Source organism: Bradyrhizobium sp. 197 (genome assembly GCF_023073375.1).
Taxonomy (GTDB): Bacteria; Pseudomonadota; Alphaproteobacteria; order Rhizobiales; family Xanthobacteraceae; genus Bradyrhizobium.
Genome location: NZ_JADPJJ010000055.1, coordinates 230772 through 252891 on the forward strand (window position 1 = coordinate 230772; position 22120 = coordinate 252891).

General features: G+C 62.7%; 24 protein-coding genes. 9 read left to right on the plus strand and 15 right to left on the minus strand.

Going from position 1 to position 22120, the window contains the following annotated elements; genetic code table 11:
• Positions 1-11: 11 nt before the first annotated feature.
• Together IVB27_RS12480 and IVB27_RS12485 are read right to left on the minus strand one after the other, a co-directional pair.
• A complete protein-coding gene (locus tag IVB27_RS12480) occupies positions 12-290 on the minus strand; it encodes a hypothetical protein (protein WP_247443876.1) in 279 nt (92 codons plus the stop codon).
• Positions 291-1439: 1149 nt separating this feature from the next.
• Positions 1440-1826 (minus strand): hypothetical protein, encoded by a 387-nt coding sequence (locus IVB27_RS12485; RefSeq protein WP_247443877.1) that lies wholly within the window; start codon positions 1824-1826, stop codon positions 1440-1442.
• A 290-nt stretch (positions 1827-2116) separates the two neighbouring features.
• Between IVB27_RS12485 and IVB27_RS12490 the strand changes: the two genes are divergently transcribed.
• Positions 2117-2374, plus strand: coding sequence for a DUF2798 domain-containing protein (locus tag IVB27_RS12490; protein ID WP_247443878.1), 258 nt, complete (start codon positions 2117-2119; stop codon positions 2372-2374).
• 50 nt (positions 2375-2424) lie between these two features.
• On the opposite strand, the gene IVB27_RS12495 is transcribed toward IVB27_RS12490, so the two are convergent.
• The 3 genes from IVB27_RS12495 to IVB27_RS12505 form a co-directional block, all read right to left on the minus strand.
• Positions 2425-4212, minus strand: coding sequence for a chloride channel protein (locus tag IVB27_RS12495; RefSeq protein ID WP_247443879.1), 1788 nt, complete (start codon positions 4210-4212; stop codon positions 2425-2427).
• Between the two features lie 11 nt (positions 4213-4223).
• Positions 4224-4871, minus strand: coding sequence for an L-fuculose-phosphate aldolase (locus IVB27_RS12500; protein WP_247443880.1), 648 nt, complete (start codon positions 4869-4871; stop codon positions 4224-4226).
• A gap of 165 nt (positions 4872-5036) precedes the next feature.
• On the minus strand, positions 5037-5663 hold the full coding sequence (locus IVB27_RS12505) for a MarC family protein (RefSeq protein ID WP_247443881.1): 627 nt from the start codon (positions 5661-5663) through the stop codon (positions 5037-5039).
• A gap of 89 nt (positions 5664-5752) precedes the next feature.
• Here IVB27_RS12505 and IVB27_RS12510 point away from each other — a divergent pair, with 89 nt between their 5' ends.
• The 5 genes from IVB27_RS12510 to IVB27_RS12530 all read left to right on the plus strand — a co-directional run bounded on the left by IVB27_RS12510 (position 5753) and on the right by IVB27_RS12530 (position 9740).
• On the plus strand, positions 5753-5959 hold the full coding sequence (locus IVB27_RS12510) for a hypothetical protein (RefSeq protein ID WP_247443882.1): 207 nt from the start codon (positions 5753-5755) through the stop codon (positions 5957-5959).
• Between the two features lie 113 nt (positions 5960-6072).
• Complete coding sequence (locus tag IVB27_RS12515; RefSeq protein ID WP_247443883.1) at positions 6073-6639, plus strand: YciE/YciF ferroxidase family protein; 567 nt, start codon at positions 6073-6075, stop codon at positions 6637-6639.
• A gap of 154 nt (positions 6640-6793) precedes the next feature.
• Positions 6794-7177: an Hsp20/alpha crystallin family protein gene (locus tag IVB27_RS12520; protein ID WP_247443884.1), complete on the plus strand. Its 384-nt coding sequence runs from the start codon at positions 6794-6796 to the stop codon at positions 7175-7177.
• A gap of 8 nt (positions 7178-7185) precedes the next feature.
• Positions 7186-9579 carry an endopeptidase La gene (gene lon / locus IVB27_RS12525; RefSeq protein ID WP_247443885.1) on the plus strand — a complete coding sequence of 798 codons (2394 nt, stop codon included), beginning with the start codon at positions 7186-7188 and terminating at the stop codon, positions 9577-9579.
• A 5-nt stretch (positions 9580-9584) separates the two neighbouring features.
• Complete coding sequence (locus tag IVB27_RS12530) at positions 9585-9740, plus strand: hypothetical protein (protein WP_247443886.1); 156 nt, start codon at positions 9585-9587, stop codon at positions 9738-9740.
• Positions 9741-9810: 70 nt separating this feature from the next.
• Here IVB27_RS12530 and IVB27_RS12535 read toward each other — a convergent pair whose 3' ends face one another.
• From IVB27_RS12535 to IVB27_RS12550, 4 genes are all read right to left on the minus strand, one after another.
• Entirely contained in the window at positions 9811-10113 is a 303-nt protein-coding gene (locus tag IVB27_RS12535) for an HU family DNA-binding protein (protein WP_247349545.1), read from the minus strand.
• A gap of 281 nt (positions 10114-10394) precedes the next feature.
• Positions 10395-11627, minus strand: a complete 1233-nt coding sequence (locus IVB27_RS12540) for an acetyl-CoA C-acetyltransferase (RefSeq protein WP_247443887.1) — start codon at positions 11625-11627, stop codon at positions 10395-10397.
• Positions 11628-11775: 148 nt separating this feature from the next.
• Positions 11776-13239: a GH1 family beta-glucosidase gene (locus IVB27_RS12545; protein WP_247349547.1), complete on the minus strand. Its 1464-nt coding sequence runs from the start codon at positions 13237-13239 to the stop codon at positions 11776-11778.
• Between the two features lie 144 nt (positions 13240-13383).
• Entirely contained in the window at positions 13384-13713 is a 330-nt protein-coding gene (locus IVB27_RS12550) for a transglutaminase N-terminal domain-containing protein (protein WP_247443888.1), read from the minus strand.
• 526 nt (positions 13714-14239) lie between these two features.
• Between IVB27_RS12550 and IVB27_RS12555 the strand changes: the two genes are divergently transcribed.
• Complete coding sequence (locus IVB27_RS12555) at positions 14240-14446, plus strand: hypothetical protein (RefSeq protein WP_247443889.1); 207 nt, start codon at positions 14240-14242, stop codon at positions 14444-14446.
• A 62-nt stretch (positions 14447-14508) separates the two neighbouring features.
• On the opposite strand, the gene IVB27_RS12560 is transcribed toward IVB27_RS12555, so the two are convergent.
• Positions 14509-16596, minus strand: coding sequence for an adenylate/guanylate cyclase domain-containing protein (locus tag IVB27_RS12560; protein WP_247443890.1), 2088 nt, complete (start codon positions 16594-16596; stop codon positions 14509-14511).
• Positions 16597-16693: 97 nt separating this feature from the next.
• Here IVB27_RS12560 and IVB27_RS12565 point away from each other — a divergent pair, with 97 nt between their 5' ends.
• Together IVB27_RS12565 and IVB27_RS12570 are read left to right on the plus strand one after the other, a co-directional pair.
• The gene (locus tag IVB27_RS12565; protein ID WP_247443891.1) at positions 16694-16981 is read left to right on the plus strand and encodes a hypothetical protein; all 288 of its coding nucleotides are present in this window, start codon (positions 16694-16696) and stop codon (positions 16979-16981) included.
• A gap of 38 nt (positions 16982-17019) precedes the next feature.
• The gene (locus IVB27_RS12570) at positions 17020-18006 is read left to right on the plus strand and encodes an AraC family transcriptional regulator (protein ID WP_247443892.1); all 987 of its coding nucleotides are present in this window, start codon (positions 17020-17022) and stop codon (positions 18004-18006) included.
• A 20-nt stretch (positions 18007-18026) separates the two neighbouring features.
• Here the strand turns inward: IVB27_RS12570 and IVB27_RS12575 are convergent, their stop codons facing one another.
• From IVB27_RS12575 to IVB27_RS12595, 5 genes are all read right to left on the minus strand, one after another.
• Complete coding sequence (locus IVB27_RS12575; RefSeq protein ID WP_247349553.1) at positions 18027-18434, minus strand: hypothetical protein; 408 nt, start codon at positions 18432-18434, stop codon at positions 18027-18029.
• Between the two features lie 74 nt (positions 18435-18508).
• Positions 18509-18676, minus strand: coding sequence for a hypothetical protein (locus IVB27_RS12580; RefSeq protein ID WP_247443893.1), 168 nt, complete (start codon positions 18674-18676; stop codon positions 18509-18511).
• Between the two features lie 147 nt (positions 18677-18823).
• Positions 18824-19054, minus strand: a complete 231-nt coding sequence (locus IVB27_RS12585) for a hypothetical protein (protein ID WP_247349555.1) — start codon at positions 19052-19054, stop codon at positions 18824-18826.
• The gene (locus IVB27_RS12590) at positions 19051-19350 is read right to left on the minus strand and encodes a hypothetical protein (protein ID WP_247443894.1); all 300 of its coding nucleotides are present in this window, start codon (positions 19348-19350) and stop codon (positions 19051-19053) included. The genes IVB27_RS12585 and IVB27_RS12590 overlap by 4 nt, the downstream gene beginning before the upstream one ends.
• Positions 19351-19505: 155 nt before the next feature.
• Positions 19506-21968: a TonB-dependent receptor gene (locus IVB27_RS12595; RefSeq protein WP_247443895.1), complete on the minus strand. Its 2463-nt coding sequence runs from the start codon at positions 21966-21968 to the stop codon at positions 19506-19508.
• Positions 21969-22120 lie beyond the last annotated feature (152 nt).

Below are 22120 nucleotides of genomic sequence, written 5' to 3' on the forward strand. Positions count from 1 at the left end.
GCGAGGCCGCATCACCTGCGGTCGTAGGACCAGCCGAAAACGCCGCTCCGCCGCGCCCCCAGCTCCGGCTCGGCGGCAGGCTGCGGCGCCTCCCTCAGTTCCGCCTGCGGTGGCGGGGGCGGCACCGGCAGATTCTCGCATTTCATCGAGTAGACCAGTTTGCCGTCCGCGGTACGCCCGATCGGCACGCAGGGGTCCGGATGCGCCGCCGAGGTTTTTGGGGTCAGCTTGACCTGCGCCACGGCCGGCGAGGCGAACAGGAGAAGGACCAGCAGATATCTCGACATCATTGTCGCCTAAAAACCCAATTGGCCGCATTGAACCGGATTGCTGCGGGCAAGTCCATCGGCGCCGCGAGCACGATTGCCGAATATTTAGCCGGGACCCGGTGCTCACTCTCATGTCCCGGACAAGCTGCAACGCCCGTTAGCGTTGCGGCGCGGAGCCGGGACCCAGAAGCTGCGAATTCTCTGCAGCATGGGCCCCGGCTCTGCAGCGCACCGCAAGGCGCTGCGCTGCGTCCGGGGCACGAGAGCGAAGTGTGGTGCACACTCTCTCAAGTCGTCTTTGCGAGCGCAGCGAAGCAATCCAGAGTCCCTCCGCGGTAAGACTCTGGATTGCTTCGCTGCGCTCGCAATGACGAAGTATGAGGCGGCAGCGCCACTCTTCCAGCTCGCATCCACTTCAATTGCAGACACACCTTCGCATCCTCGCGGCGCATTTCGCCCGAGCTTTGCTTGGTCGATCCACCCTCTTGTCCAGGAGGGCGCAGGGAAGGCCGGGTGCCGGCTGGCACCCGCGGTCCGCTGCGCGAAAGTGTAGCGCAAGGAAACCGCACAGCAGCATACAGGTGTAGCCAAATCACTCGGCCTTCCCTGCGCAGTGGCTTTACGGCGTATGCCGTGCTCTCCCGGGAGCCGAGTTCCTGTTGGCCTCCCTCGCCTTCACGAAAGTCGCGGACACCGCGCCGGTTGACGCAAGTGCCGCATCCGCAAAGGCTTGACCGTAGCAACGACGGCCAGGACCACACGGTTTTGCCGTACGCACGGCTCGCCATTTCGCCACAGGGTCCGACGGCGTTGTGCACGTTGCCATCGAAATACTGGCGAGACGAACCTGACAGCGCCGCTCGTCGACACGAAGCCTCGGGCTCACGGAGAGCAATCCGCCCTGCCCACGCCTCTCGCACCCGACGCTGTCGCGTCCACCGCAAGCCCGGCTCTACGACCACCACGACACATGGTCGCCCCTCAAGGGTGAGTCGGGATGGGCGACACATACGTCAAAACCGAATTTCGGTAAAGCGGAATCTTTTTCCCGGAGAGGATTGACGCCCCCGCGACACAGGTCGCGCAATGAGAGGCCTCGCGCAGAAGCAACAAGGGGCGGTGCAAAACACCGCCCCTTGGCGCGATAGAGATTGCGGCGAGGACAGGCGCCTAATACGGCTGATAATAGCCGCGCGGACCATAGTAGGGACCGCCGCCGTAATAGCCCTGGCCTCCGTAGTAAGGACCGGGGCCGTAATTATAGCGGTCCTCGTAGTACTCCTGGCGCCTGCTCTCTGCGATCGCGCCGCCGATCAGACCTGCCGCCACGCCCATGAAGGCGAGGCCTGCAGCGTTCGGGCCTCGACGATAATAGCGGTGGCGGCGAGCAGCGCTGAAATCGGTGGCAGCCGGAGCGGCCGGGCCCGCTGCAGCGGCCTTGGGCGCGGGCGAGGTGGCAGCCGAAGGCGTGATAGAGGCTGTAATCAGAACAAGACTTGCGAAAGCTGCCAACACAAGGTTGCGGCCGGCTGCAGAAATCATCGGTCCCTTATTCATCTTGACCTTCCTCTGTTCTCGCTCAAAGCGACATAATCAAACGAGATATAATGCGCAAACCACTGAAATGGTTTCCTGATCGCGGCAATCTGTCACGCTTTGAACGATTGTAAACCGACGACCAAATCCAGCTTGAACCATCCAACATGAGCGGATAATGAACAGCCGCGCCGTTTTTTTCGGTCGCCGTAAGCGTTTTACGTGAACCAACGCATCAACCGACGTCGTCGGGATCGATGCCATTTTCAGGTTCACCGTGACTGACCCGTCCTATTCCAAAGAGAAATCAGATGATTGCGGTTCGCAAACTGCCGGCGCGCTATGCGCCGATCGTGATGCCATTCGTGCTGTCCATCCTCATGACAGCCGTGGTGTCGGTCATTTCCACGCTTCGGAGCCTCGGCGCAACGGCGGCGTTCCACGCGACGTGGCCGGGCGCCTGGGGGCTGTCATGGCTCGTCGCCTTTCCGACGCTGCTGATGGTGCTGCCACTGGTCCGCCGGATCGTGGCTAGCGTCGTCGCGGCTCCCTCCCAACCGGGCCGATAGAAGGCGCGGACGGCGGCGCATGACGCACGCCGTCCCGCTTTCGCGTGTCCTTACGATAGCGCGCCGAGCACGCCGCGCGTCGCCTTGTCGATCTCCTCGACATAGCGGCGTCGGACGAACGTCTCGGTGAGGAAGCCGACCACCTTGCGGCTGTCGGTGGAATCGACCACCGCGAGCATCTCGGCTTCCGCTTCGTCGAACACCGCCATCGCCGACTTCACGTTCATTTCCGGGATCAGCACGATCTCGGTCAGGCGGGCGAGCTCGATCACCTGGATCTCGTCGGCGATGGTGTCGAGGTCGCCGGAGAACAAATCGGGCAGCAGGACGAGCCCGACATATTCGTCCGCATTGTTGACGATGACGATACCCGGACGCGATCCCAGCGGGAATTCGCCGCGGACCGCCGCGATGGTCGTAGTCGACGGCACCTTGCCGACGTCGGAGCGCATCAGCCGCTCGACGGTGAGGTTGCGCAGCCAGCCGACATCGTTGGCGCTGCGGATGGTCTCGCCACGCAGATGCAGGCGCCAGGTCGAGAAGGAGTGTCCGAACATGAAGCGGACGCAGATCGAGGTGACGATGCAGCCGGCGAGCACTACGGCGGTGACGTCGACGTTGCGGGTCATCTCGAGCACGAGGAACGACATGGTCAAGGGACCGCCGACGATGGCGACGCCGAGCGTCGCCATGCCCGTCAGCATCGCGACCAGCGGGTCGATCACGAAGTTCGGGCTGATCAGCAACAGCACCGCGGAAAAGAACTTTCCGATCAGGCTGCCGACAAACAGCGAGGCAAAGAACAGCCCACCGCGGAAGCCCGAGGCGAGCGAGATCAGGCAGGCCGTCACCTTCAAGGCGATGATCAGCGCGATCAGGCCGATCGTCATGTCGTGAAAGAGATCGAGCACCATGGCGCCGTGGCCGGCCGCCAGCACCTGCGGTGTTACGATCGCAAAGCCGCCGACGATGAGGCCGCCGATCACCGGGCGCAGCCAGATCGGCATCCATTTGAACAGGCGCTCGAACATCGAGGACGAGCGCATCACGGCGATGCCGACGCCGCTGGTGACGAGTGCAAGCCCGATCAACGCGATATATTGCTCGACGCCGACAGCGCTGACCTTCGGTATTTCGAGCGAGTACGGTGCGCCGCCGAGCCATTGCGCGGTCAAGGCGCCGGCGAGCGAGGCCGCCAGGATCGGGGCGGCGCTGCCGACCGAATAGACGCCGACAATCAGCTCGCAGGCGTAGAAGGCCCCGGTGATCGGTGCACCGAACGCCGCCGCGATCGCAGCGGCAGCGCCGCACCCGACGATCAGGCGCAGATCGTTGCGGCGCAGATTAAAGAACTTGCCGAACAGCGAGGCGATACCCGAGCCGATCTGGGTATAGCCGGCCTCGAGACCGACGGATGCGCCGCAGCCGTTCGAGATCAGCGTCTGGCTCGACACCACCAGGCTGTCGCGCATCGACAGATTGCCGCCGCGTAGCGCGTTCGCCTCGATCGGGTCGACCGCGTTGGAGATCTTCCACCGCCGCCGCCACCACTCCATGATACCGAGCGCCAGCCCGCCCAGCGCAGGCGCGATCAGCGCGGCCCAGGGGCTGACGCGCGCGTTGGCGGAAAGGCGGACGTCGATGGGAATGCCGTAGATCACCATATGAGCAATCTGCGCAATCTCGGCCATCAGCGTCACGACGGCGCCGGCAAGCGTGCCGATCACGAGGGCGAGCGGGATCAGATAGAATTCGTTGCTGCGCAGCAGCGCCCGCAGCCGAACCATGACGCGGTTCGTCCCCTTGCGATCGGTGAGATGTCTGATCCGAAGGAACACTCTCTCCCGCCCTACTCTTCCGACATGCCGTAACCGGACATGCGCTGGCGGACCCGCTCGATCTCGGCGCTCGAAAGCAGCGGCGGCTCTCCGATCTGGAGGCAGCCGTGATATTGCCGCGCCAGTGTCTCGACCTCGACCGCGAGCCACATCGCCTTGTCCAGCGACTTGCCGACCGCGATCATGCCGTGATGGTCGAGCAGGCAGGCGAGCCGGTCCTCCAGCGCCCGCACCGCATGTTCCGACAGCTCGACCGTTCCGAAGGTGGCATAGGGCGCGCAGCGGATGCTGTCTCCGCCGGCGGCTGCGATCATGTAGTGCACGGGCGGGATCTCCATGCCCATGATCGCGAGGATGGTGCAATAGGTCGGATGAGCGTGGACGATGGCGTTGACGTCCTGCCGGGCCTTCAGGATGTCGAGGTGGAAGCGCCACTCGCTGGACGGCTTCTGACTGGGCGCATGTGAGCCGTCCATCCCCATGAAGACGATCTGGTCCGGCGTCATGGCGTCATAGGGCACGCTGGTCGGTGTGATCAGAAGCCCGTCCACATGTCGGACGCTGATATTGCCCGAGGTGCCCTGGTTGATGCCGAGCGCATTCATGCGGCGGCAGGCGCCGATGATGGCCTGTCTCTTGTCGAGCTCGTCCGCTGTCATCGAGATATCGAATTCCTGACGATGGGCGCTTGTTAGACGGGGAGTACGTCAAAGCAATGTGGCAGCGCAAGAGAAAGCAGACCGGATCGCCCGCGATCGCGCCGGCGCTCTCGCCGCATCGTGAAATAATCATGAAAATCAACGCATTAACAGATTGTCGCAGCCCTACGGCAAGCTCGCCCGGACGGCGGCGATCCCGTTGATCACGAACTGCACCGAATAGGCCGCGAGCAGCATGCCGAGCACCCGCGAAAGCACGGCGTTGCCGGTGCGCCCAAGGGTGCGCGCGATCATGTTCGCGGAGGCAAAGCAGAGCATGCAGATGAGGCAGACGCAGAGCACGACCGCGATGATGATCGCGAGCCTCGCCCCGTAGCCGGCATCGCCCGAAAGCAGCAGCGTGGTCGCGATCGCGCCCGGACCGGCCATCATCGGGATCGCCAGCGGGAATACCGCGACGTCGAAGGCATGCTCTGACGTCGCCTTGTCGGCCTCGCGGGCCTCGCGATGCGGACGGTCGCCGAAGATCATCTGGTAGGACACGCCGAACAGCAGCAGCCCGCCGGCGATCTGGAAGGCGGGGATGCCGATCCCGAGCTGGCGCAGGAGCCAGTTTCCGATCAGCGCGATCACCACCAGGATCGACGCCGCAATCAGCGGCGCGCGCAGCGCGATGGTGCGTTTGGTCTTGTCGGGCATGCCTCCGGTCGCGGCGAGGAAAGCCGGCGCAAGGCCCACGGGATCGACCACGAGCAACAGCGTCACGAAGGCCGACAGGGTGAAGTCGATCATGTCTCGGTGGGCTCCCTGGACGCAGGAACGATGGCTGGCGGACTGACTTAGCCCGGCAGAACAGCTTTGAAAATCACCGGAGATGCACAATGAGTGACAGTGGAATTGGAATGTTGCTGGGCCACCTCTCGGCCAATTTGCTCTGGCTCTGGTTCATCGGAGCCTTCCTGCTCGGTGCGGTTCTCGTCTATGGCGTGTCGAAATCGGGACGCCTGCGGCGCAGCGAGCGCGCACAGCTCGACCGCAACACCGAGACGCGGCAGCGGCAGGAAGATCCTCATAAGCGCCCGACCTGAACGATCGCCGTGAGCGCAGGTTGCAGTTTGGAACTTTCGTTCTCGCAAAGGTTTTGATCGCCTGAGGATCGAGGAAGGCGATGCCTTCCCGTGTCACCTCAAGAGGAGGATCTATGGCCAAACGAGCAAAGAAACGTACAACCAAGAAGACCGCGGCGCGGCGCCCGCGTCAGGCACCGAAGATGTTGAGCGATCTGTTTCTGGAGACGCTGAAGGACATCTATTTCGCCGAGAACAAGATCATCAAGACCTTGCCCAAGATGGCCAAGGCCGCAAACTCGAAGCAGCTCGCGGCGGCCTTCAACAAGCATCTGCGCGAGACGCAGGGCCAGGTCAAACGTCTGGACCAGATCTTCAAGATGCTGGGCAAGCCGGCCCGCGGCAAGCCTTGCGAAGCGATCAACGGCATTACCGACGAAGGCGCCGAGATCATGAAGGAGTTCAAGAACGCACCTGCGCTCGACGCCGGCCTGCTCGCAGCGGCGCAGGCGGTCGAGCACTATGAAATCTCCCGCTACGGCACCTTGCGCACCTGGGCCGAGGAGCTCGGCATGCAGGACGCAGCAAGATTGCTGCAGGCGACGCTGGAGGAGGAAGAGGCGACCGACCACGCCTTGACCGAGCTCGCCACTTCCGTGATCAACCTCGAAGCGGAAGAGGAATACCGCAAAGCGGCCTGAGCCGCTCACGCCTGACAACGCAACGCCGCGGCCCGGAAGGCCGCGGCGCTTGTCTTTTCGGATCGCACGATCCGCATGGCACGTCCGCGCCGCCGGGCTGGAATTCCCGGGAACCAGCCCCATATGCAGCATTCCCCACCGCCGAGCCTGCATCATGCAACCCAAAAATCCCCTCGACTGGATGCTGTCCGAAGCCCTGGACCAGCTGACCCGCGCCGAACGGCTGCGTCAGCAGTTCGGCCGCCAGGAGGCCTGCTGGGAGCCGCCGATCGACGTGCTCGAAACCGAGCATGAGCTGCTGATCCTGGTCGCGCTTCCCGGCGTCAATCCCGACAATGTCGAGACTGTCATCCATGACGGCGTGCTCGTCATCTCCGGCCAGCGCACCCTTCCGCCGGAGCTTCGCAACGCCCGCATCCACCGGCTCGAGCTGCCGCAGGGCCGCTTCGAGCGGCGCATCGTGCTTCCCGTTGGCCGCTACGCCATCAGCCGCTTCGTGATGGACGGCTGCGTCGCATTGCGCCTCGCCAAATCCTGAGGTCGATCATGGCCACCGAGCAAATGAATACCGCACAGACCAATCCGCAAAACACTTCCGACGTGAAGATTCCCGAAGACGCGCTGATCATCATCGCCGTGCGCGACATGGTGCTGTTTCCCGGCGCCATCGGGCCGATCGCGATCGCGCGGCCGAAGTCGATCGCCGCCGCACAGCAGGCGCTGCGCGAGCAGCGGCCGATCGGCATCGTCCTGCAGCGCAGCCCCGAGACCGACGAGCCCGGGCCGGACGACCTCTACCGGGTCGCGACCATCGCCAACATCGTGCGCTACATCACCGCGCCCGACGGCACCCATCACATCGTCTGCCAGGGCGTGCAGCGCGCGCGCATCCTCGACTTCCTGCCGGGGACGCCGTTCCCGGCCGCGCGGATCCAGCAGATTCCGGAGCCGACTGCGAACTCGCCCGAGATCGAGGCGCGCGCGCTGAACCTGCAGCGCCTGGCCATCGAGGCCATCGAACTGCTGCCGCAGGCGCCGCCGGAGCTGGTCGCGATGTTCCAGAGCACCACCGCGCCCGGCGCGCTGGCCGACCTGGCGACCTCGTTCATGGACATCAAGGCGCAGGACAAGCAGGAGGTTTTGGAGACCATCGACCTCGCTTTGCGTGTCGAGAAGGTGTCAAAGCATCTGGCCGAACGGCTGGAGGTGCTACGCATCAGCAATGAAATCGGCCAGCAGACCCGCGCCAGCTTCGACGAACGGCAGCGCGAGGCGATCCTGCGCGAGCAGATGGCGACCATCCAGCGCCAGCTCGGCGAAGGCGACGGCAAGGCGGCCGAGGTCGCCGAGCTGACCGCTGCCATCGCCAAGGCCAACATGCCGCCCGAAGCGGATGCTCATGCGAAGAAGGAGCTGCGGCGCTACGAGCGCATGCCGGAGGCCGCCGGCGAAGCCGGCATGATCCGTACCTATTTGGACTGGCTGATCGAGCTGCCCTGGGCGCTGCCCGCGGAGAAGCCGATCGACATCAAGGAAGCGCGCCGCATCCTCGACGCTGATCACTTTGGCCTGGAGAAGATCAAGACCCGGATCATCGAATATCTGGCGGTGCGCAAGCTCGCGCCGCAAGGCAAGGCGCCGATCCTGTGCTTCGTCGGGCCGCCCGGCGTCGGCAAGACCTCGCTCGGCCAATCCATCGCACGCGCGATGGATCGCCCCTTCGTGCGCGTCAGCCTCGGCGGCGTGCATGACGAGGCCGAGATCCGCGGCCACCGGCGCACCTATATCGGCGCGCTGCCCGGCAACATCATCCAGGGCATCAAGAAGGCCGGCACGCGGAACTGCGTCATGATGCTGGACGAGATCGACAAGATGGGCCGCGGCGTGCAGGGCGATCCTTCGGCTGCGATGCTGGAGGTGCTCGACCCCGAGCAGAACGGGACGTTCCGGGACAATTACCTGGGCGTGCCCTTCGACCTGTCGCGCGTGGTCTTCATCGCGACCGCCAACATGCTGGACCAGATCCCGAGTCCGCTGCTGGACCGCATGGAGCTGATCAGCCTCGCCGGCTACACCCAGGAAGAGAAGCTGGAAATCGCACGGCGCTATCTGGTGCGGCGGCAGCTCGAGGCGAACGGCCTGACCGCCGCGCAGGCCGAGATCGAGCCGGAGGCGCTGAAGCTGGTGGTCAAGGGCTACACCCGCGAGGCCGGCGTGCGTAATCTCGAGCGCGAGATCGGCAAACTGTTTCGGCACGCCGCGGTGCAGGTCGCCGAGGGCACGGCTGTAAAGGTCGTCGTGACGCCGAAGGACATCGGCACCGTGCTCGGCCAGCCGCGCTTCGAGGGCGAGATCGCGCAGCGCACCAGCATTCCAGGTGTGGCCACCGGCCTTGCCTGGACGCCAGTCGGCGGCGACATCCTGTTCATCGAGGCCTCGCGTGTATCGGGCCGGGGCGGGATGATCCTGACCGGCCAGCTCGGCGAGGTCATGCGCGAGAGCGTGCAGGCCGCGATGACGCTGGTGAAGAGCAAAGCCTCGCAGCTCGGCATCGATCCGCAGCTGTTCGAGAAGAGCGATATCCACGTTCACGTGCCCGCAGGCGCGACCCCGAAGGACGGGCCGAGCGCGGGCGTTGCGATGTTCACGGCGCTGACGTCACTGCTCACCAATCGCACGGTGCGCAGCGACACCGCCATGACCGGCGAAATCTCGCTGCGCGGCCTGGTGCTGCCGGTCGGCGGCATCAAGGAGAAAGTGGTGGCAGCCGCGGCTGCGGGTCTGAAGCGGGTGATGCTGCCGGCGCGCAATAAGCGGGACTACGACGACATCCCGCAGAGCGCGCGGGACAACCTCGAATTCATCTGGCTGGAGCGCGTCGACGAGGCCATCGCCGCGGCGCTCGAACCCGCGGACGCCAAGGTCGAAGCGGCGGAGTGAATGCGATGAAGAAACTGCTGGAACGAGCAAAGCGATCGCGGAAGACGCAGCGGCTGCGCCAGTTGCTCGATCGCGCCATCGACGGGGTTCGCGATGCGCTGGCGACGCCAGGACCGCGGCTTCAGCCGGTCCCGGTCCGGGTGAAGCGCCGCAAGGGTTGAGCCCTCCGTCTCAAGTCCTCGCGGCAGCCCCAAACAAAAGGCCCCCTCGCTCAAGGGGGCCTTTGCGCTATTAGCCCACGGCGTCCTTGGCCGCCTTGACCGGGCGGGCGCGAACGATCTTCCGGGCCGGCTTGGCCTTGAACATCATCTCTTCACCCGTGAACGGGTTGGTGCCCTTGCGCGCCTTGGTGGCGGGCTTCTTGATGACCACGAATTTGGCGAAGCCCGGCACCAGGAACAGGCCGTTCTTCTTGAGCTCCTTGTGGCCGACTTCCGTCAGCGTCTCCATGACGCTCTTGACGTCGCGCTTGGAAAGCTCGGTGGTGGTCGCAATCTTTTCGATCAGCTGCGATTTGGACATTTGGGTTGGCATCGTGTCTCCTCTGATTCGTTGGCGGCTGCATATTAGACCAACCGGCGAAGGCCTATAGCCTTCTGCACAGTTTTGTCGCGGTTTTACGGGCTTTTTTGGCCCTCTGTGGCAAAAAACCCTGCATTTTAGCCACTTCCAGTGCGGAAGGAGCCTCGGGCAGCGGATTCTACCTTGTTTCAAAGGCCCGCACGCAGCCTTGCTAAAGCTGATTCGATGCTTTCGACAAGCGACGACCGGCCTCTTTGTGGAAGGCCGGTCGCGATTCACCCTAGAAAATAAGGCTAGACGCGCTCGATGATGACGGCCGGGGCCATGCCGCCGGCCGCGCACATGGTGACGAGACCGCGCTTGAGGCCGCGCCGTTCGAGTTCGTCCAGCACGGTGCCGATCAGGATCGAGCCCGTGGCGCCGATGGGATGGCCGAGTGCGATCGAGCCGCCATTGACGTTCACTTTGGCACGGTCGAGCTTGAGGTCACGGATGTATTTTTCCGCAACCACGGCAAAGGCCTCGTTGATCTCGAACAGGTCGATGTCGTCGATGGTCAGTCCCGCCTTCGCCAGCACCTTGCGCGTCGCCGGCACCGGCGCGTTCAGCATCAGGGTCGGCGAGTCCCCCATGTTGGCCATCGCAACCACACGGGCGCGCGGCTTGAGCCCATGCGCCTTCGCGTAAGCAGGCGACGCGAGAAGGATTGCGGCCGCGCCATCGACGACGCCGGACGAGTTGCCGGCATGGTGCATGAAGTCGATCTCGAGGTCGGGGTACTTCTGCAGGATGAGACCGCGATACGTCATGCCCTTGTCGTCGATCGCATAGTCAGCAATGGCGGGGAATGCCGGCTTGAGCGCGCTCAACCCTTCCATCGTGGTCTGCGGCCGCGGATATTCTTCATGGTCGAGCGCGAGGCTGCCGTCCTCACGATGCACCGGAACGAGGCTCTTCCTGAAGTGGCCGTTCGCCATCGCATGTGCTGCGCGCTTCTGGCTTTCGAGCCCGAGTGCGTCGACGTCCCTCCGCGTGATGCCTTCCATGGTCGCGATCGCGTCGGCGCAGACGCCCTGATGCGACTGCGGATGCCGCGCACGCAGGCGCAGATTGCCGCTATCCATCATCATCGGACCGCCGCCGCGACGTCCTTCCATCGACATCATCTCGCAACCGCCGGCAATGACGAGGTCTTCCGCACCCGCCATGATCGAGCTTGCGGCCATGTTGACGCTGGTGATGCCGGAGCCGCAGAAGCGGTCGAGCGTCACGGCGCTCGCGCGCACGTCGTAGCCGGCATCCAGCGCCGACATGCGGCCGAGATCGCCGCCTTGCGTTGCGACCTGCGCGCTGCAGCCCCAGATGATGTCGTCGACATCGGCGGTGTCGATCCCGGTGCGCTCGGCGAGCGCGCGCAGCACAGTTGCACCCAGCTGCTGCGGATGGATGCCCGAGAGCGCCCCCTTGCCGGCCTTGCCGACGCCGCGCGGGGTCCGGCAGGCATCGATGATGAGTGCGTCGGTCATTGGCGTTATCCTCTTTTTGAATGGTTAGAGGCGTTTTGAATCAGGGGGCGAAGCGAGTCAATGCGCGCTGGCGGAACCCCTCACCCGCCCCCCGTCAGCGCCAGCCAGGCTCGTCGCGCCCCCGCAAGAACCGGGCAAGGGAGAGCAATCACGCCCCCGCCGCGTTCTTCGCGATAACGTTGCGATAGAAACTGGCGCTGAGTTTCGGCGTACGGACCTGCGTGTCGAAATTGACGTGGTAGAGCCCAAAGCGCTTGTTGAGCCCGAACACCCATTCAAAGTTGTCCATCAGGCTCCAGAGGAAGTAGCCGCGCACCGGTACGCCTTCTGCGGTGGCGCGCTGAAGCTGGGCGAGATAGTTGCGCAAAAACATGATGCGGTCGGTGTCGTAGATCTTGCCGTCGGGCGTCACGACGTCTTCGCCGGAGGTGCCGTTCTCGCTGATATAGATCGCATCGGTCTTCCAGATTTTTGCAGCGAGCTTCGGCACCCAGTAGAGCGTCTCCGGGCCGACGCGCAGCCAGTCCGAATTCATGTGCGGGAACGATTTCGGGATCGGCAGTGGCATGAAGCCCGCGCCCTGGTCGGAGGCCACCACATAGTTCTGCGGCGCGTAGATGTTGAGGCCGAGGAAATCGACCGGCGAAGAGATGATCTTCAGCTCGGCATCGGTGTATTTCGGCGCGTCGCGCCCGGCGAACTTCAGGAAGGCGTCGGTGTACTGGCCCGTCATGATGACGTTGAGATAGCCGGCGTTCATCTCGCGCAGCGCGATCTCGGCGGCGCGGACGTTCTCGGGCGTGTCGATCGCAGGCGCGCAGGCATCGATGTTCTCGGCCGGCCCGACCCGGGTGCCGCGGCGGCCATAGGCGCGTACCGCCTGCACCGCGAGCCCATGCGCGAGCGCACTGTTGTGCCTGATCTGGTTGACCTCGGCTTGCGGCAGCGTCAGGCCCGGCGCATCGATGCCGATGCCGTATCCGAAATAGACGAAGCGGCCGCTCTCGTTCAGCGTGAACACGTTCTTGACGCGATCGGTGAGATGCTCGGCGACATAGGCCGCGTAATCACCGAAGATCTTGCAGGTCTCCGTCGAGCGCCAGCCGCCGAAACGATCCTGAAGCGATTGCGGCAGGTCCCAATGATAGAGCGTCAGCCACGGCTCGATGCCGTTTTTGAGAAGCTCATCGACCAGGCGATTGTAGAAGTCGAGCCCCTTCGGATTCGGCTGGCCGTCGCCGTCCGGAAACACCCGCGGCCAGGCCACCGAGAAGCGATAGGCCTTGCAGCCAAGCTCCTTGATGAGCGCGATGTCCTCCTTGTACCGGTGATAATGCTCGTTGGCGCGGTCGCCGGTAGAGCCGTCCTCGATCTTGCCGGGGATGCGGACGAACTTGTCCCAGATCGAGGGACCCCGCCCGTCCTCGTTGACCGCACCCTCGACCTGGTAGGACGAGGTCGCCGTGCCCCAGAGGAAGCCCGCGGGAAAGCCGTCCATGCCTCGCGGCGCCGGTGCCCGCTTGATCTCGGCGGCCTCCAGGGGATTTGCCAGCCCGGCTGCGGACAATCCCGCGATTTTCGCGAACTGGCGACGCGAGACCTTGTCCGACATTGATGTTGCTCCGGGGTGATGCTCTTGCCGCAGCACCATGGCGAATCGCGGGTCGTTCGAGAAGCGGGCGGGCCGAGGGCTGAGGATGCAGAATTGCCGGATGCGACAACGCGGTCTGAAAGACCACCGCGATCGTCGGCCGACCTACTGAGGCCTGACGAGCGCCCCCAAGTCCATCCACTCCTCATCCGTGTACCGGAACGGGTAGGAGATGGCTGACGCCGAAACAGGGAAAACGGGCCAGGCGGTCGAGGTCAATTCGACCTCGGACAAACTTTCGACGACCAGGCTGTCTGTACTGCCCGTGAAGTTGGCCGTGGCGACAGAATTGCCGAAAACATCCTGTGCCCATGTTAATTCGCCAAGCGGCGTGAGGTGAATGACATTGGAAAGAAGCCTGAGATCGCGACTTTCGCGAGGGCGCAGCAAAAATCGATGGTGGTTCAGGCTGACTTGGCCTCCAAACCGGTACACGGTCTTGTGTGCCTTATGCCCAGAACCATCAAACCGCTCCCGCGCCGCCCATGTACGAACCCAGATGCCTGGACTGGCCTGCGGGTTAGCTCAGAGTTCCCAGCCCAATCCGGAAAGGAAGGGTCAGTTCCCTGTCAGGCGCGGGCCGTATGCTTGCAGAATGCCATAACCCCCTCAGAATTTACGACCAAAGTTGCCAAATGTGATGTATGGTGGAGCCATCGCCGCTCCGCTCCAGGCAATTGGCGGCGACTGAGAGTGCTTGCACTCCCGCCTTTTTGGGGAGGGCTGCTGTGGACCAGCTAGTGGGTGAGTCAGTTCGCAGTTTGAGGCCGCAGCGTCGGAGCAAACCAATCTAGAGAGCCTGATCAACTGCCTGCACGAGTCAAAGAGGAGAACGACCGGCTCACGGCGCGGATAAACGCTGGAGACTGTGGTAACCCCTTCCGCTTGACTAAGCGCCTGTCCTGACAGGACACGACGACTGCCCCCACGTGAGAGCAACTGTGAATTCCGAGGTAGATATATGTCGTATGCCTACAAGCTAAATGAAGACGTTCGCCATCAGCCCCAAGGTCCACAAGGACGTGCCGCAACTGATGAGCCGATGATTTACACCATCGTCCAGCATATGCCCATCGAGGCCGATGGACGTCTCCGATACCGCATCAAGTGCAAGTCGGAGAAAATTGAGCGAGTCGTTACGGAAGATCAGCTTTCATATTCGCAGTGATCTGCCGATGACGGAGTGCGTCGGACAAAATCGCAGGACTGGCCCTGAGTATCGGGAACGCGTCAGACAGCCTGCTGAGTGACCTGCTCTTGCAGTCGCCGAGCATGGTGGAGGGCGATCGTGTCTTCCGGAAAGTCGATCAAGAAAGCGGAGAGTTGAAACGAGGCGCTTTCGATAGCTTTCTGCTCTATTGATCGAAAAACGTCTTCCCAGCGCCGGCACATCGCGATCTCCTCCGGAAGAGTGTCCGGAAGTTCCGCGCGAAGTTCGCTGATGTCTACGGCGTCCGCGAAGCCTTTCGGGCTAATACGGTCGACGCTGCGAAACAGGAAGCGATCGGCGACACGCGCGCGGACGGCGGAGCTCACCAGGATTTGCGTGCCATAGTTCTTGTTGAGACCTTCCAGCCGCGAGCCAAGATTCACGGTCGCGCCGAGCGCGGTATAGTTCATTCGATCGTTGGAGCCGATATTTCCTACCACGGCGTCGCCGACGTGAAGGCCAAAGCGGGTATGGTAGGGCGGCCACCCCTCTGCTGCGAACGCCCTGTTCAGCTCCTGATTGGCCTGGATGCAGGCCAACACGGCGCGGCAGGCGCCTGCCGTATGATCCGGATCCTCTGCCGGCGCGTTCCAGAATCCCATCAGGCCGTCACCGATGAACTTGTCGATGGTGCCGCGGTGACGCATGATCTCCTCGGAAAGGGCGGCGAAATAGCGCGACGTGTAAATCATCACTTGAGACGGGTCGGCCATCTCGGTTTTGGCCGTGAAGTCGGCCACGTCAGTGAACAGCACCGTAATTTCGCGCCGCGATCCGCCTAGTTCGAGCGAGGCCTCGGTCTCGACCAGTTGTCGCACGATCTGCTTCGGGACGTAGCTCGAAAAGCTCCGGACGACGCTGCGCATGGTGAAAACCGAGCGGCCGAGCTCGTCGATCTCAACGATGCTGGAGCGAACGCGCGGACGATCGGCGATCTTGAATCGCTGGATCTCGTCGGTCTGGTCGGCGAGCTTGCGCAAGGGGCGCGCGATCAGAGAGCCGAGCCAGAACGCAAACGGCAAGGTCGCACCGACGAAAGCGAGCGCCAGCGCAAACAGAGAGCGTCGCTCGGAGAGAATCTGGCCGTAGAACTCGTCGGGAGGCGCGACCTCCGCCAGCCTGACGTCGGCGTCTCCCGTCGACTGCACGCGATGGAAACCGGCCAGGTAGGTTCGCCCGGCCTTGTCGACGAAGATCTGCTGTGAGGGACCTCCTCGACGCCAGGCCTCGATTGCGGGCATCAGGCCGGGCACGTCCAGCGCTGCAAAAGTCGGAAGCTCCTGGCTCGCGCCCATCAGGCGCCTCATCTCCGGATGTCCGACGACCCGATTGGAATCATCGAACAGGAACGCAAGACCGGACTTGCCCAGCTTCTGTTGCGCCAGCATGTCCTCGAACGTGTTGAGAAGAATGTCGCCGGCGACGGCTCCGGAACGCCCTGCCCCGAGAGGCACCCGCAGCGTGTAACCGGGCTCGCCGGTCGCAAAGAACACGTAGGGGCCGGTCAGAAGCGTCTTGTCCACCTTGAACGCCTCGACGTACCACGGGCGCTGTCTGGGGTCGTAGTCGGTTGGCTCAGTCCTGGTGCTCACCGCATCCAGCGTCTCGGACAAATAGATCGTCGAAAAATTGATCCGACCGCTGCGCTGTATCACCACCAGGCGGAAGGCGGCCTCGTCCGCGACTTTCAAGCCCGCCCTGAAGGCCGGCGAGGCGCGATCGATGACGTCCATTTCGAGGAACGATCCGTCATCATAGCCGACATAGAGATTGAATAGCTGCGGATTGTTGCGCAGCATGGAGGCCAGCACGGCATAAAGGCGCGGGTTGTCGACGATGTCCGCCGAACGGATCGACGGAAGTCCAGTGAGTATCCTCAGATTGTCACGCACGTTGGTGAACTGCTCGTCGACGTGATCGGCGCCGAGCTGGGCGACCTTCTCGATGAAGCCAGTCGCGGCGTTGTAAGTGATCCTCGTCACCCGTTCGAAGCTGAGCCAGACAAGAGATAGTCCGACTGCGAGCACGACTCCGACGAATACGGCAATAATCGAGGTCCGGAAGCCGACCCGGAAGCGACGGGCGTTAGGCGGTTTTTCGCCTGCCATCGGAGCTACCTTCGCTCTCAATATTGAGGGCCAGAGGCTTCGCCGAAGCGGAGGGTGCCTCCGGAGCGATCGAGAAGGTCGCCCAGATGCTCCACCCTTGCGGGCGATTCTCGGTCTCGATATCCTCGTAAGCCTTGAGATCGCGCCGCTTCCATTTTCTGCCCGCTTCTATTTCTCGTTGTATTTCAACGATAAGGTAAAATCGCCCTCCTGTGACGTCCAGTTTGTGCCAAATGTTCGAAAAGCAGCGATTGCTGGAAAACGCGGAAAATTTTTGGCGATGTTGATCCAAATCAAACTGCGGCGCGACGCATCGCCGCGCCGTTCGAAACATGCCCGAGTTGCAAAGCGTGCCTCAATAGCGACGCCGGATAATGCAATATAGTCGCCGACGGCGCGGTTTGAATCGAGCGGAATCTGACAATGGCAGGATTTGCCTTGCTGCAGACGCATGAGATCAAAGGGTTCGAGGAATTCAGAGAAGTCGTTGCTGGCGCGCCTCGCGAGGTGGTCCAGATTCAAAAAGGAATGCTCTCCGGCCGCCTCTCGCACGCATTGATCGACGGTCTGTGCATTGACACCGCCAGCTTCAATCTTGGTCTCAGAACGAAGGGTGTTTCCGGCGCGGATGGCGTCGTCATCGGCATGCTCGCGGACAGCACCGATCGCGTGACGCGCTTCTCTTACGAATCCTGCCCGGGAGACGTTTTGGTCACGCCGCCCGGTACTGAGCATGAGAACCGTTATTATGGCGGCAGCAAAGTCATCATTGCCTCGATACGATCCGAAGACATCAGTTCGTCGTTTGCCTGCGAAGGTGAGCTGAGCGATCCCGCGGCGTGGCGAAGAAGCCATTACAAGGGAAATGCCCACACGGTTCAGAGTGTTGTCCCTCGCCTGCAGTCCCTGGTGGCAAGGCTCGGCAACGCGTCACTGACGGCCGAATCCGCCGATTTCTGGAAGCGCGCGGTCATCGAAGCGATGAGTGCCAACATCGTCCAAGGCCGGTCGTCGGAACGTGACGGTCCGCGGCCGTCTGCGTTGAAGATCGTACGGCAGGTCGAGGAGTATCTCGACGAGGCCGGCCCGGGGCCGGTTCATATCTCCAAAATTTGCAGCTACATGCATCTGCCGCGGCGTACGCTGCATCGCGCCTTTCAGGAGGCACTCGGTATCGGCCCGATCGCCTTTCTCAAGCACCGGCGGCTTTGTTCGGCCCACACGGCTCTCCGCCTGCCAAAGGATAGCAGGACGATCTCGGACATTGCCCTGCACTATGGCTTCCAGAGTCTCGGCCGATTTTCCGGCTACTATTATCGAATGTTCGGCGAATATCCCTCCGAGACGAGGCGTGCGCGTCGAACCCCACATCAAAACGGCAGCCCCCGAATAGAAAGCCCGCAGCCTTAGCGGGCTGGGGCTCCCTGCGATCAGCGCGAACGCTTCGGCAACTTCGGGAGCTTGTCGGGATTGAACGCCGGTGCTTGCCCGGTTCGTTCACGTGCGGGCGGCTGCTGTTCCGTAAGAATGAGCGTGCCCTGGAGGATCATTCCCGGCACCTGTGCTGCCGTCGCCGTGTAGGTCCCGACCTTGCCGGGGCAGTTTCCTTCGATGTCCAGCGTGAGCTCATCGTCGACGCCGAAGACCGTTGCACGTCCGTCGGTATGGCGCTTCGTCGACACCGTGGCGGTGAAGCGATCTCCATCGACCTTGCAGGAGCCGTGATATGTCATCAGGCTGTCGCAGCCCCAGATTTGTCCGTCTGCGACATGAACGATCCCCGTCCCCTGGTCGAGCGGCGTCTTGTACCACGCCGAATAGGTGCCGTCCTTCAGCATGGGAGCAGTCTCCCTTGGCAGTTTCCCTTGGCAGTCCCTCCTGAATAATCCGCATGATTAGCGCTAACAAAGCGTTAATCGCGCGGCCCGTGCCAATCCGGGGTGTCCCTGCGCAGCTCTGCTTCCAGATCTTCGATGATGCTGTGAAGCAGGCAGGCGGCAAGCGGATCGGTCACTTCGCGCTCCAAACGCCTGTAACGCGCGATCTGGAATTCCAGCTCTCTCAACTGGTACTCTGTCATCGGACGGGCCCTCCGACAAATCGACTCAGAGACAGCCGAACAGTTTCGTTAAAGTTTTCCGATCATTTGCCATGGTTTCCGAGCGGTTAAGGGCGAGGCCGCGCCGACTTTGGCTTGGAAAAGTGGAGTTGGCCGCCGTCTCAGACGTCACGGCACGTCGCCGCTGCGACTTCCACCGATGCTGTGTGGCTTGTTGAGGAAGAACTCCCGGTTACCGAGAGCGGCTTCCGCATACTGATCGATCGCGACCTGGATGGCCTCGATGTGCATGCGGCACCAGCCTTCGAAGCAAGACAGGCGGCGCGCCTGATCGAGAGCCTTCAGGAACTCCGGCGGCTCCTGCATGTCGGAGAAGTAGCTCGGCCTCTGTCCTTTCATGCCCGTGCCGCCTCGCGCGGCGGACCGAGACGACGCCTCTCAAGACGAAGGCGCAGCGCCATCGGCCGTCGGCGGGGAATGAAGAGGCTGGCGACGACGATCGGGTCGGTGTCACCGAGAGCGGCCCGCTCCTGGACCAGCTCGCTCATCACCGTGCGCATCTTCATGACTTCTCCGGCGACGAAGGCGCAATCTTCGTCCCTGTTGATTTGCTCGTGCATGATGGCTTCAGCCTCACGCATGCTGACACGTAATGCCCTGATTATTCTGCGGATTTCATTGATGCGGTTGTCCATGGCTCGCTCCCTTGGCTGGACGACCAGCATAAGAACAAAACATGAACATTGAGTCAATCGGCCTGAGGTAGAACAGAACCGGGGTGACACGCGCTCGGGGCGGCAAAAACCCCGGCCTCCTCGTCACCCATAAGCCCCTGGGCGTCCTGCCAGGATCAGAACGTCACCCGCATCCCCGCATAGAACGCACGCGGCCGTGCCGGGCTGAGCGAGCGCGGGTCAGTGAACTCGGCGCCGCCATTGGTGAAGTTGGGCAGCGCTTCCCTGTCGAAGAAGGTGCCGAGCGTCGAGTAGCGATTGTCGAAAATGTTGGCTACGCGACCATAGATCTGGAGGTTCTTGGTAACTTGGTAGGAGGTGTTGAGATTGAACACGGCGTAAGACGGCAGCTTCGGAAACTGGTTGGACTCGTCGCCGACGAAATACTGGCTCGAGACGAAGAGCGCGTCACCCCCGACCTTCCAGACATCGGTCACGGAATATTCGACGCTGGCCTTAAGGAGATGGCGCGGCAAGCGCGGAATCTGGTTACCCGGCAGGACCTGGATGTTGCCGTCGCCGTCGGCAAACGGGCTCTCCGAGCCAAGCTGCAGCGCATCGAGAAAGCGTGCATCGAGGAACGCATAGCTCGCCTGGAACTGAAGCACGTTCGACTTCAGGCTCACCTCGGCTTCGATACCCTGCCTGCGTGTCCGGCCGACGTTCTGGAAGAAGCCAAAGCCCGTCAACCCCGGAACTGGGGTCGCAAGGATGTCGTCGTAGTTGGTCGCGCGGTAGGCACCGATTTTCCAACCGAGCGATCCGATGTTCAATTCCTTTGTGCCGCGGAAACCCGCTTCGAACGTCTTGGATACGACTTGCTGAAGTGGGGGATCAGCGATCAGGAACTGCCCGATGATGCACGGCCTTGCCGGATCGGCGCAGCCGAGTTCGAGTGGCGTCGGCACCCGGTTGGCTTCGGAATAGCCTGCATAGGCGGTCAATTCGGACGTGATCTTGTAGGTGCCGCCGATGATCGGATTGAACCGATCATAGTTGTGATCGCCATTGAGCGCGGTGCCAAGCTGGTCCATCAGCGAGATATGGGCCGCATTGAACCGACCGCCTGCCGTGACCGCAAACCGATCGTCCACATTGAAGGTGTCGAGCGCATAGAGCCCCTGGTATTGGTTGACGGTGCGAAGCGACACGGGGCCGACCGATGTCGGGGCGCCGGACGGACCCAGGAATATCCCGCTGCCGGTGACGACATAGTTCGTGCCTGTCGTTCCCAAGTCGGCGCTACCGGTGAAGCGCGTGCTGCTGACATCATAACTTGCGCCGATCACGAGGCGGTTCTCATGACCGAACAGCTGATCGCTGTTAGTCGCCTGCCCGGATACGCCAAATGTGGTCGATCTCGTGCTGGTGCGATCGACCTCGCTGAGTACGGCGCCCGGCGCAAAGGGATTGGCGAGCTGAACGCCATTCAGGCCAAAAGCCGGGACCGTATCATCGCCAAAGCACAGGAGGGTTGGATCAGCACAAGGCTGGGCGTCGGTGGGGTTTCCGTCCACAGTGTTCTGTTTGAAGCCCCGCAAATGCGCCGTGCCCTCAAAGGTCCAGGTCGGCGTCGCCTCCACCTTGGCGGTCAGGTTGAGATAGCCGACCTTGTTGGAAATGGTCTGCGGCGTTGTATAGGTCGCGCCCCAATATTGCTGGAGCAATTCGGCCGGAACGGTGCTGGGTCCCGCCAGGGAATTGTTGGCGACGCCCATGTTGAGGTGAAATTCGTTGCCTTCAAAGCGATAGCCGACATCGCCATAGAAGCGCCGGACGTCCGATGACGAGAAATTGCGAAAGCCGGTGTCATGGATGCCTTCGAGTGCTCCGTAGACTGCCCAGTTGTTGTCGACCTGCTTGCCCCATTGTGCAGAGCCCTGGATGCGGCCGAACGAGCCGCCCATGACGTCGATCTCGGCACCTTGATAGTTGAAGCCGTTCTTCATCTGCAGATCGATGGCGCCGCCGAGCGCATTGAGGCCGAACGCGGGGTTGTTGGTCACGACCAGCGCCGATCGGATCGCAACCGTCGGGATCAGATCCCAATTGACCGTATCGGAAAACGCCTCGTTGATGCGCACGCCGTTCTGGTAGACGGCGAGGCCCTGCGGCGTGCCGGCCAGAGGTGAAGCGACGAAGCCGCGAAACTGCACATCGGGCTGGAATGGATTACCGGTCACTTCGTTGATGCTGACGCCAGGCACATACTGCTGCAGGGCGTCGGCGATATTCGGCGAGCGGGTGCGCCTGATCTGGTTTGCATCGACCGCGTTGATGCTGGCTGGAATCTTGTCGACTTCGATGCTGCCGCCGGCTCCGGGCGACGTCGGGTAGACGTAAATGCGGGTCCTGGGGCTGGCGGATGACGGCGCTCCGATGCGCGCGACCGGGCGTGGTGGCGCGGTGCGCCTCACAGTCGGCGGCGGTGGCGCCGTGATCTCGACCGCGGGCAGGTTCTGGACGTTGGTCTCCTCGTCCTGCGCGGCACCCGCAGGGATCGCGAAAACCAGCCCCGACATCAGCCCCGTCGACACCGAGGCCATCCACAAACGACGCTTGCTACTCAGCTTGCCCATCCCTGCCGTCCCATCCGTGACCACCGGCTGTTTTGATTTTCGCCGTTTGGTTGAGACGAGTGTAATCGGCGGCCGTTGGCGCGCCAGCCACAAAAGGTCGGGCGATATTCGCACCCGTTTTCCCGACAAGATCGGGAATTTTTCCCGATTGT

Bases quoted from the DNA above. Each gene is read 5' to 3' on its own strand.
- IVB27_RS12535 (WP_247349545.1), bottom strand. From the start codon at position 10,113: ATGCCAACCCAAATGTCCAAATCGCAGCTGATCGAAAAGATTGCGACC.
- IVB27_RS12515 (WP_247443883.1), top strand. From the start codon at position 6,073: ATGGCCAAACGAGCAAAGAAACGTACAACCAAGAAGACCGCGGCGCGG.
- IVB27_RS12575 (WP_247349553.1), bottom strand. From the start codon at position 18,434: ATGCTGAAGGACGGCACCTATTCGGCGTGGTACAAGACGCCGCTCGAC.
- IVB27_RS12480 (WP_247443876.1), bottom strand. From the start codon at position 290: ATGATGTCGAGATATCTGCTGGTCCTTCTCCTGTTCGCCTCGCCGGCC.
- IVB27_RS12520 (WP_247443884.1), top strand. From the start codon at position 6,794: ATGCAACCCAAAAATCCCCTCGACTGGATGCTGTCCGAAGCCCTGGAC.
- IVB27_RS12545 (WP_247349547.1), bottom strand. From the start codon at position 13,239: ATGTCGGACAAGGTCTCGCGTCGCCAGTTCGCGAAAATCGCGGGATTG.
- IVB27_RS12590 (WP_247443894.1), bottom strand. From the start codon at position 19,350: ATGGACAACCGCATCAATGAAATCCGCAGAATAATCAGGGCATTACGT.
- IVB27_RS12595 (WP_247443895.1), bottom strand. From the start codon at position 21,968: ATGGGCAAGCTGAGTAGCAAGCGTCGTTTGTGGATGGCCTCGGTGTCG.
- IVB27_RS12485 (WP_247443877.1), bottom strand. From the start codon at position 1,826: ATGAATAAGGGACCGATGATTTCTGCAGCCGGCCGCAACCTTGTGTTG.
- IVB27_RS12510 (WP_247443882.1), top strand. From the start codon at position 5,753: ATGAGTGACAGTGGAATTGGAATGTTGCTGGGCCACCTCTCGGCCAAT.
- IVB27_RS12530 (WP_247443886.1), top strand. From the start codon at position 9,585: ATGAAGAAACTGCTGGAACGAGCAAAGCGATCGCGGAAGACGCAGCGG.
- IVB27_RS12505 (WP_247443881.1), bottom strand. From the start codon at position 5,663: ATGATCGACTTCACCCTGTCGGCCTTCGTGACGCTGTTGCTCGTGGTC.
- IVB27_RS12555 (WP_247443889.1), top strand. From the start codon at position 14,240: ATGTCGTATGCCTACAAGCTAAATGAAGACGTTCGCCATCAGCCCCAA.
- IVB27_RS12560 (WP_247443890.1), bottom strand. From the start codon at position 16,596: ATGGCAGGCGAAAAACCGCCTAACGCCCGTCGCTTCCGGGTCGGCTTC.
- IVB27_RS12500 (WP_247443880.1), bottom strand. From the start codon at position 4,871: ATGACAGCGGACGAGCTCGACAAGAGACAGGCCATCATCGGCGCCTGC.
- IVB27_RS12585 (WP_247349555.1), bottom strand. From the start codon at position 19,054: ATGAAAGGACAGAGGCCGAGCTACTTCTCCGACATGCAGGAGCCGCCG.
- IVB27_RS12580 (WP_247443893.1), bottom strand. From the start codon at position 18,676: ATGACAGAGTACCAGTTGAGAGAGCTGGAATTCCAGATCGCGCGTTAC.
- lon (WP_247443885.1), top strand. From the start codon at position 7,186: ATGGCCACCGAGCAAATGAATACCGCACAGACCAATCCGCAAAACACT.
- IVB27_RS12570 (WP_247443892.1), top strand. From the start codon at position 17,020: ATGGCAGGATTTGCCTTGCTGCAGACGCATGAGATCAAAGGGTTCGAG.
- IVB27_RS12490 (WP_247443878.1), top strand. From the start codon at position 2,117: ATGATTGCGGTTCGCAAACTGCCGGCGCGCTATGCGCCGATCGTGATG.
- IVB27_RS12540 (WP_247443887.1), bottom strand. From the start codon at position 11,627: ATGACCGACGCACTCATCATCGATGCCTGCCGGACCCCGCGCGGCGTC.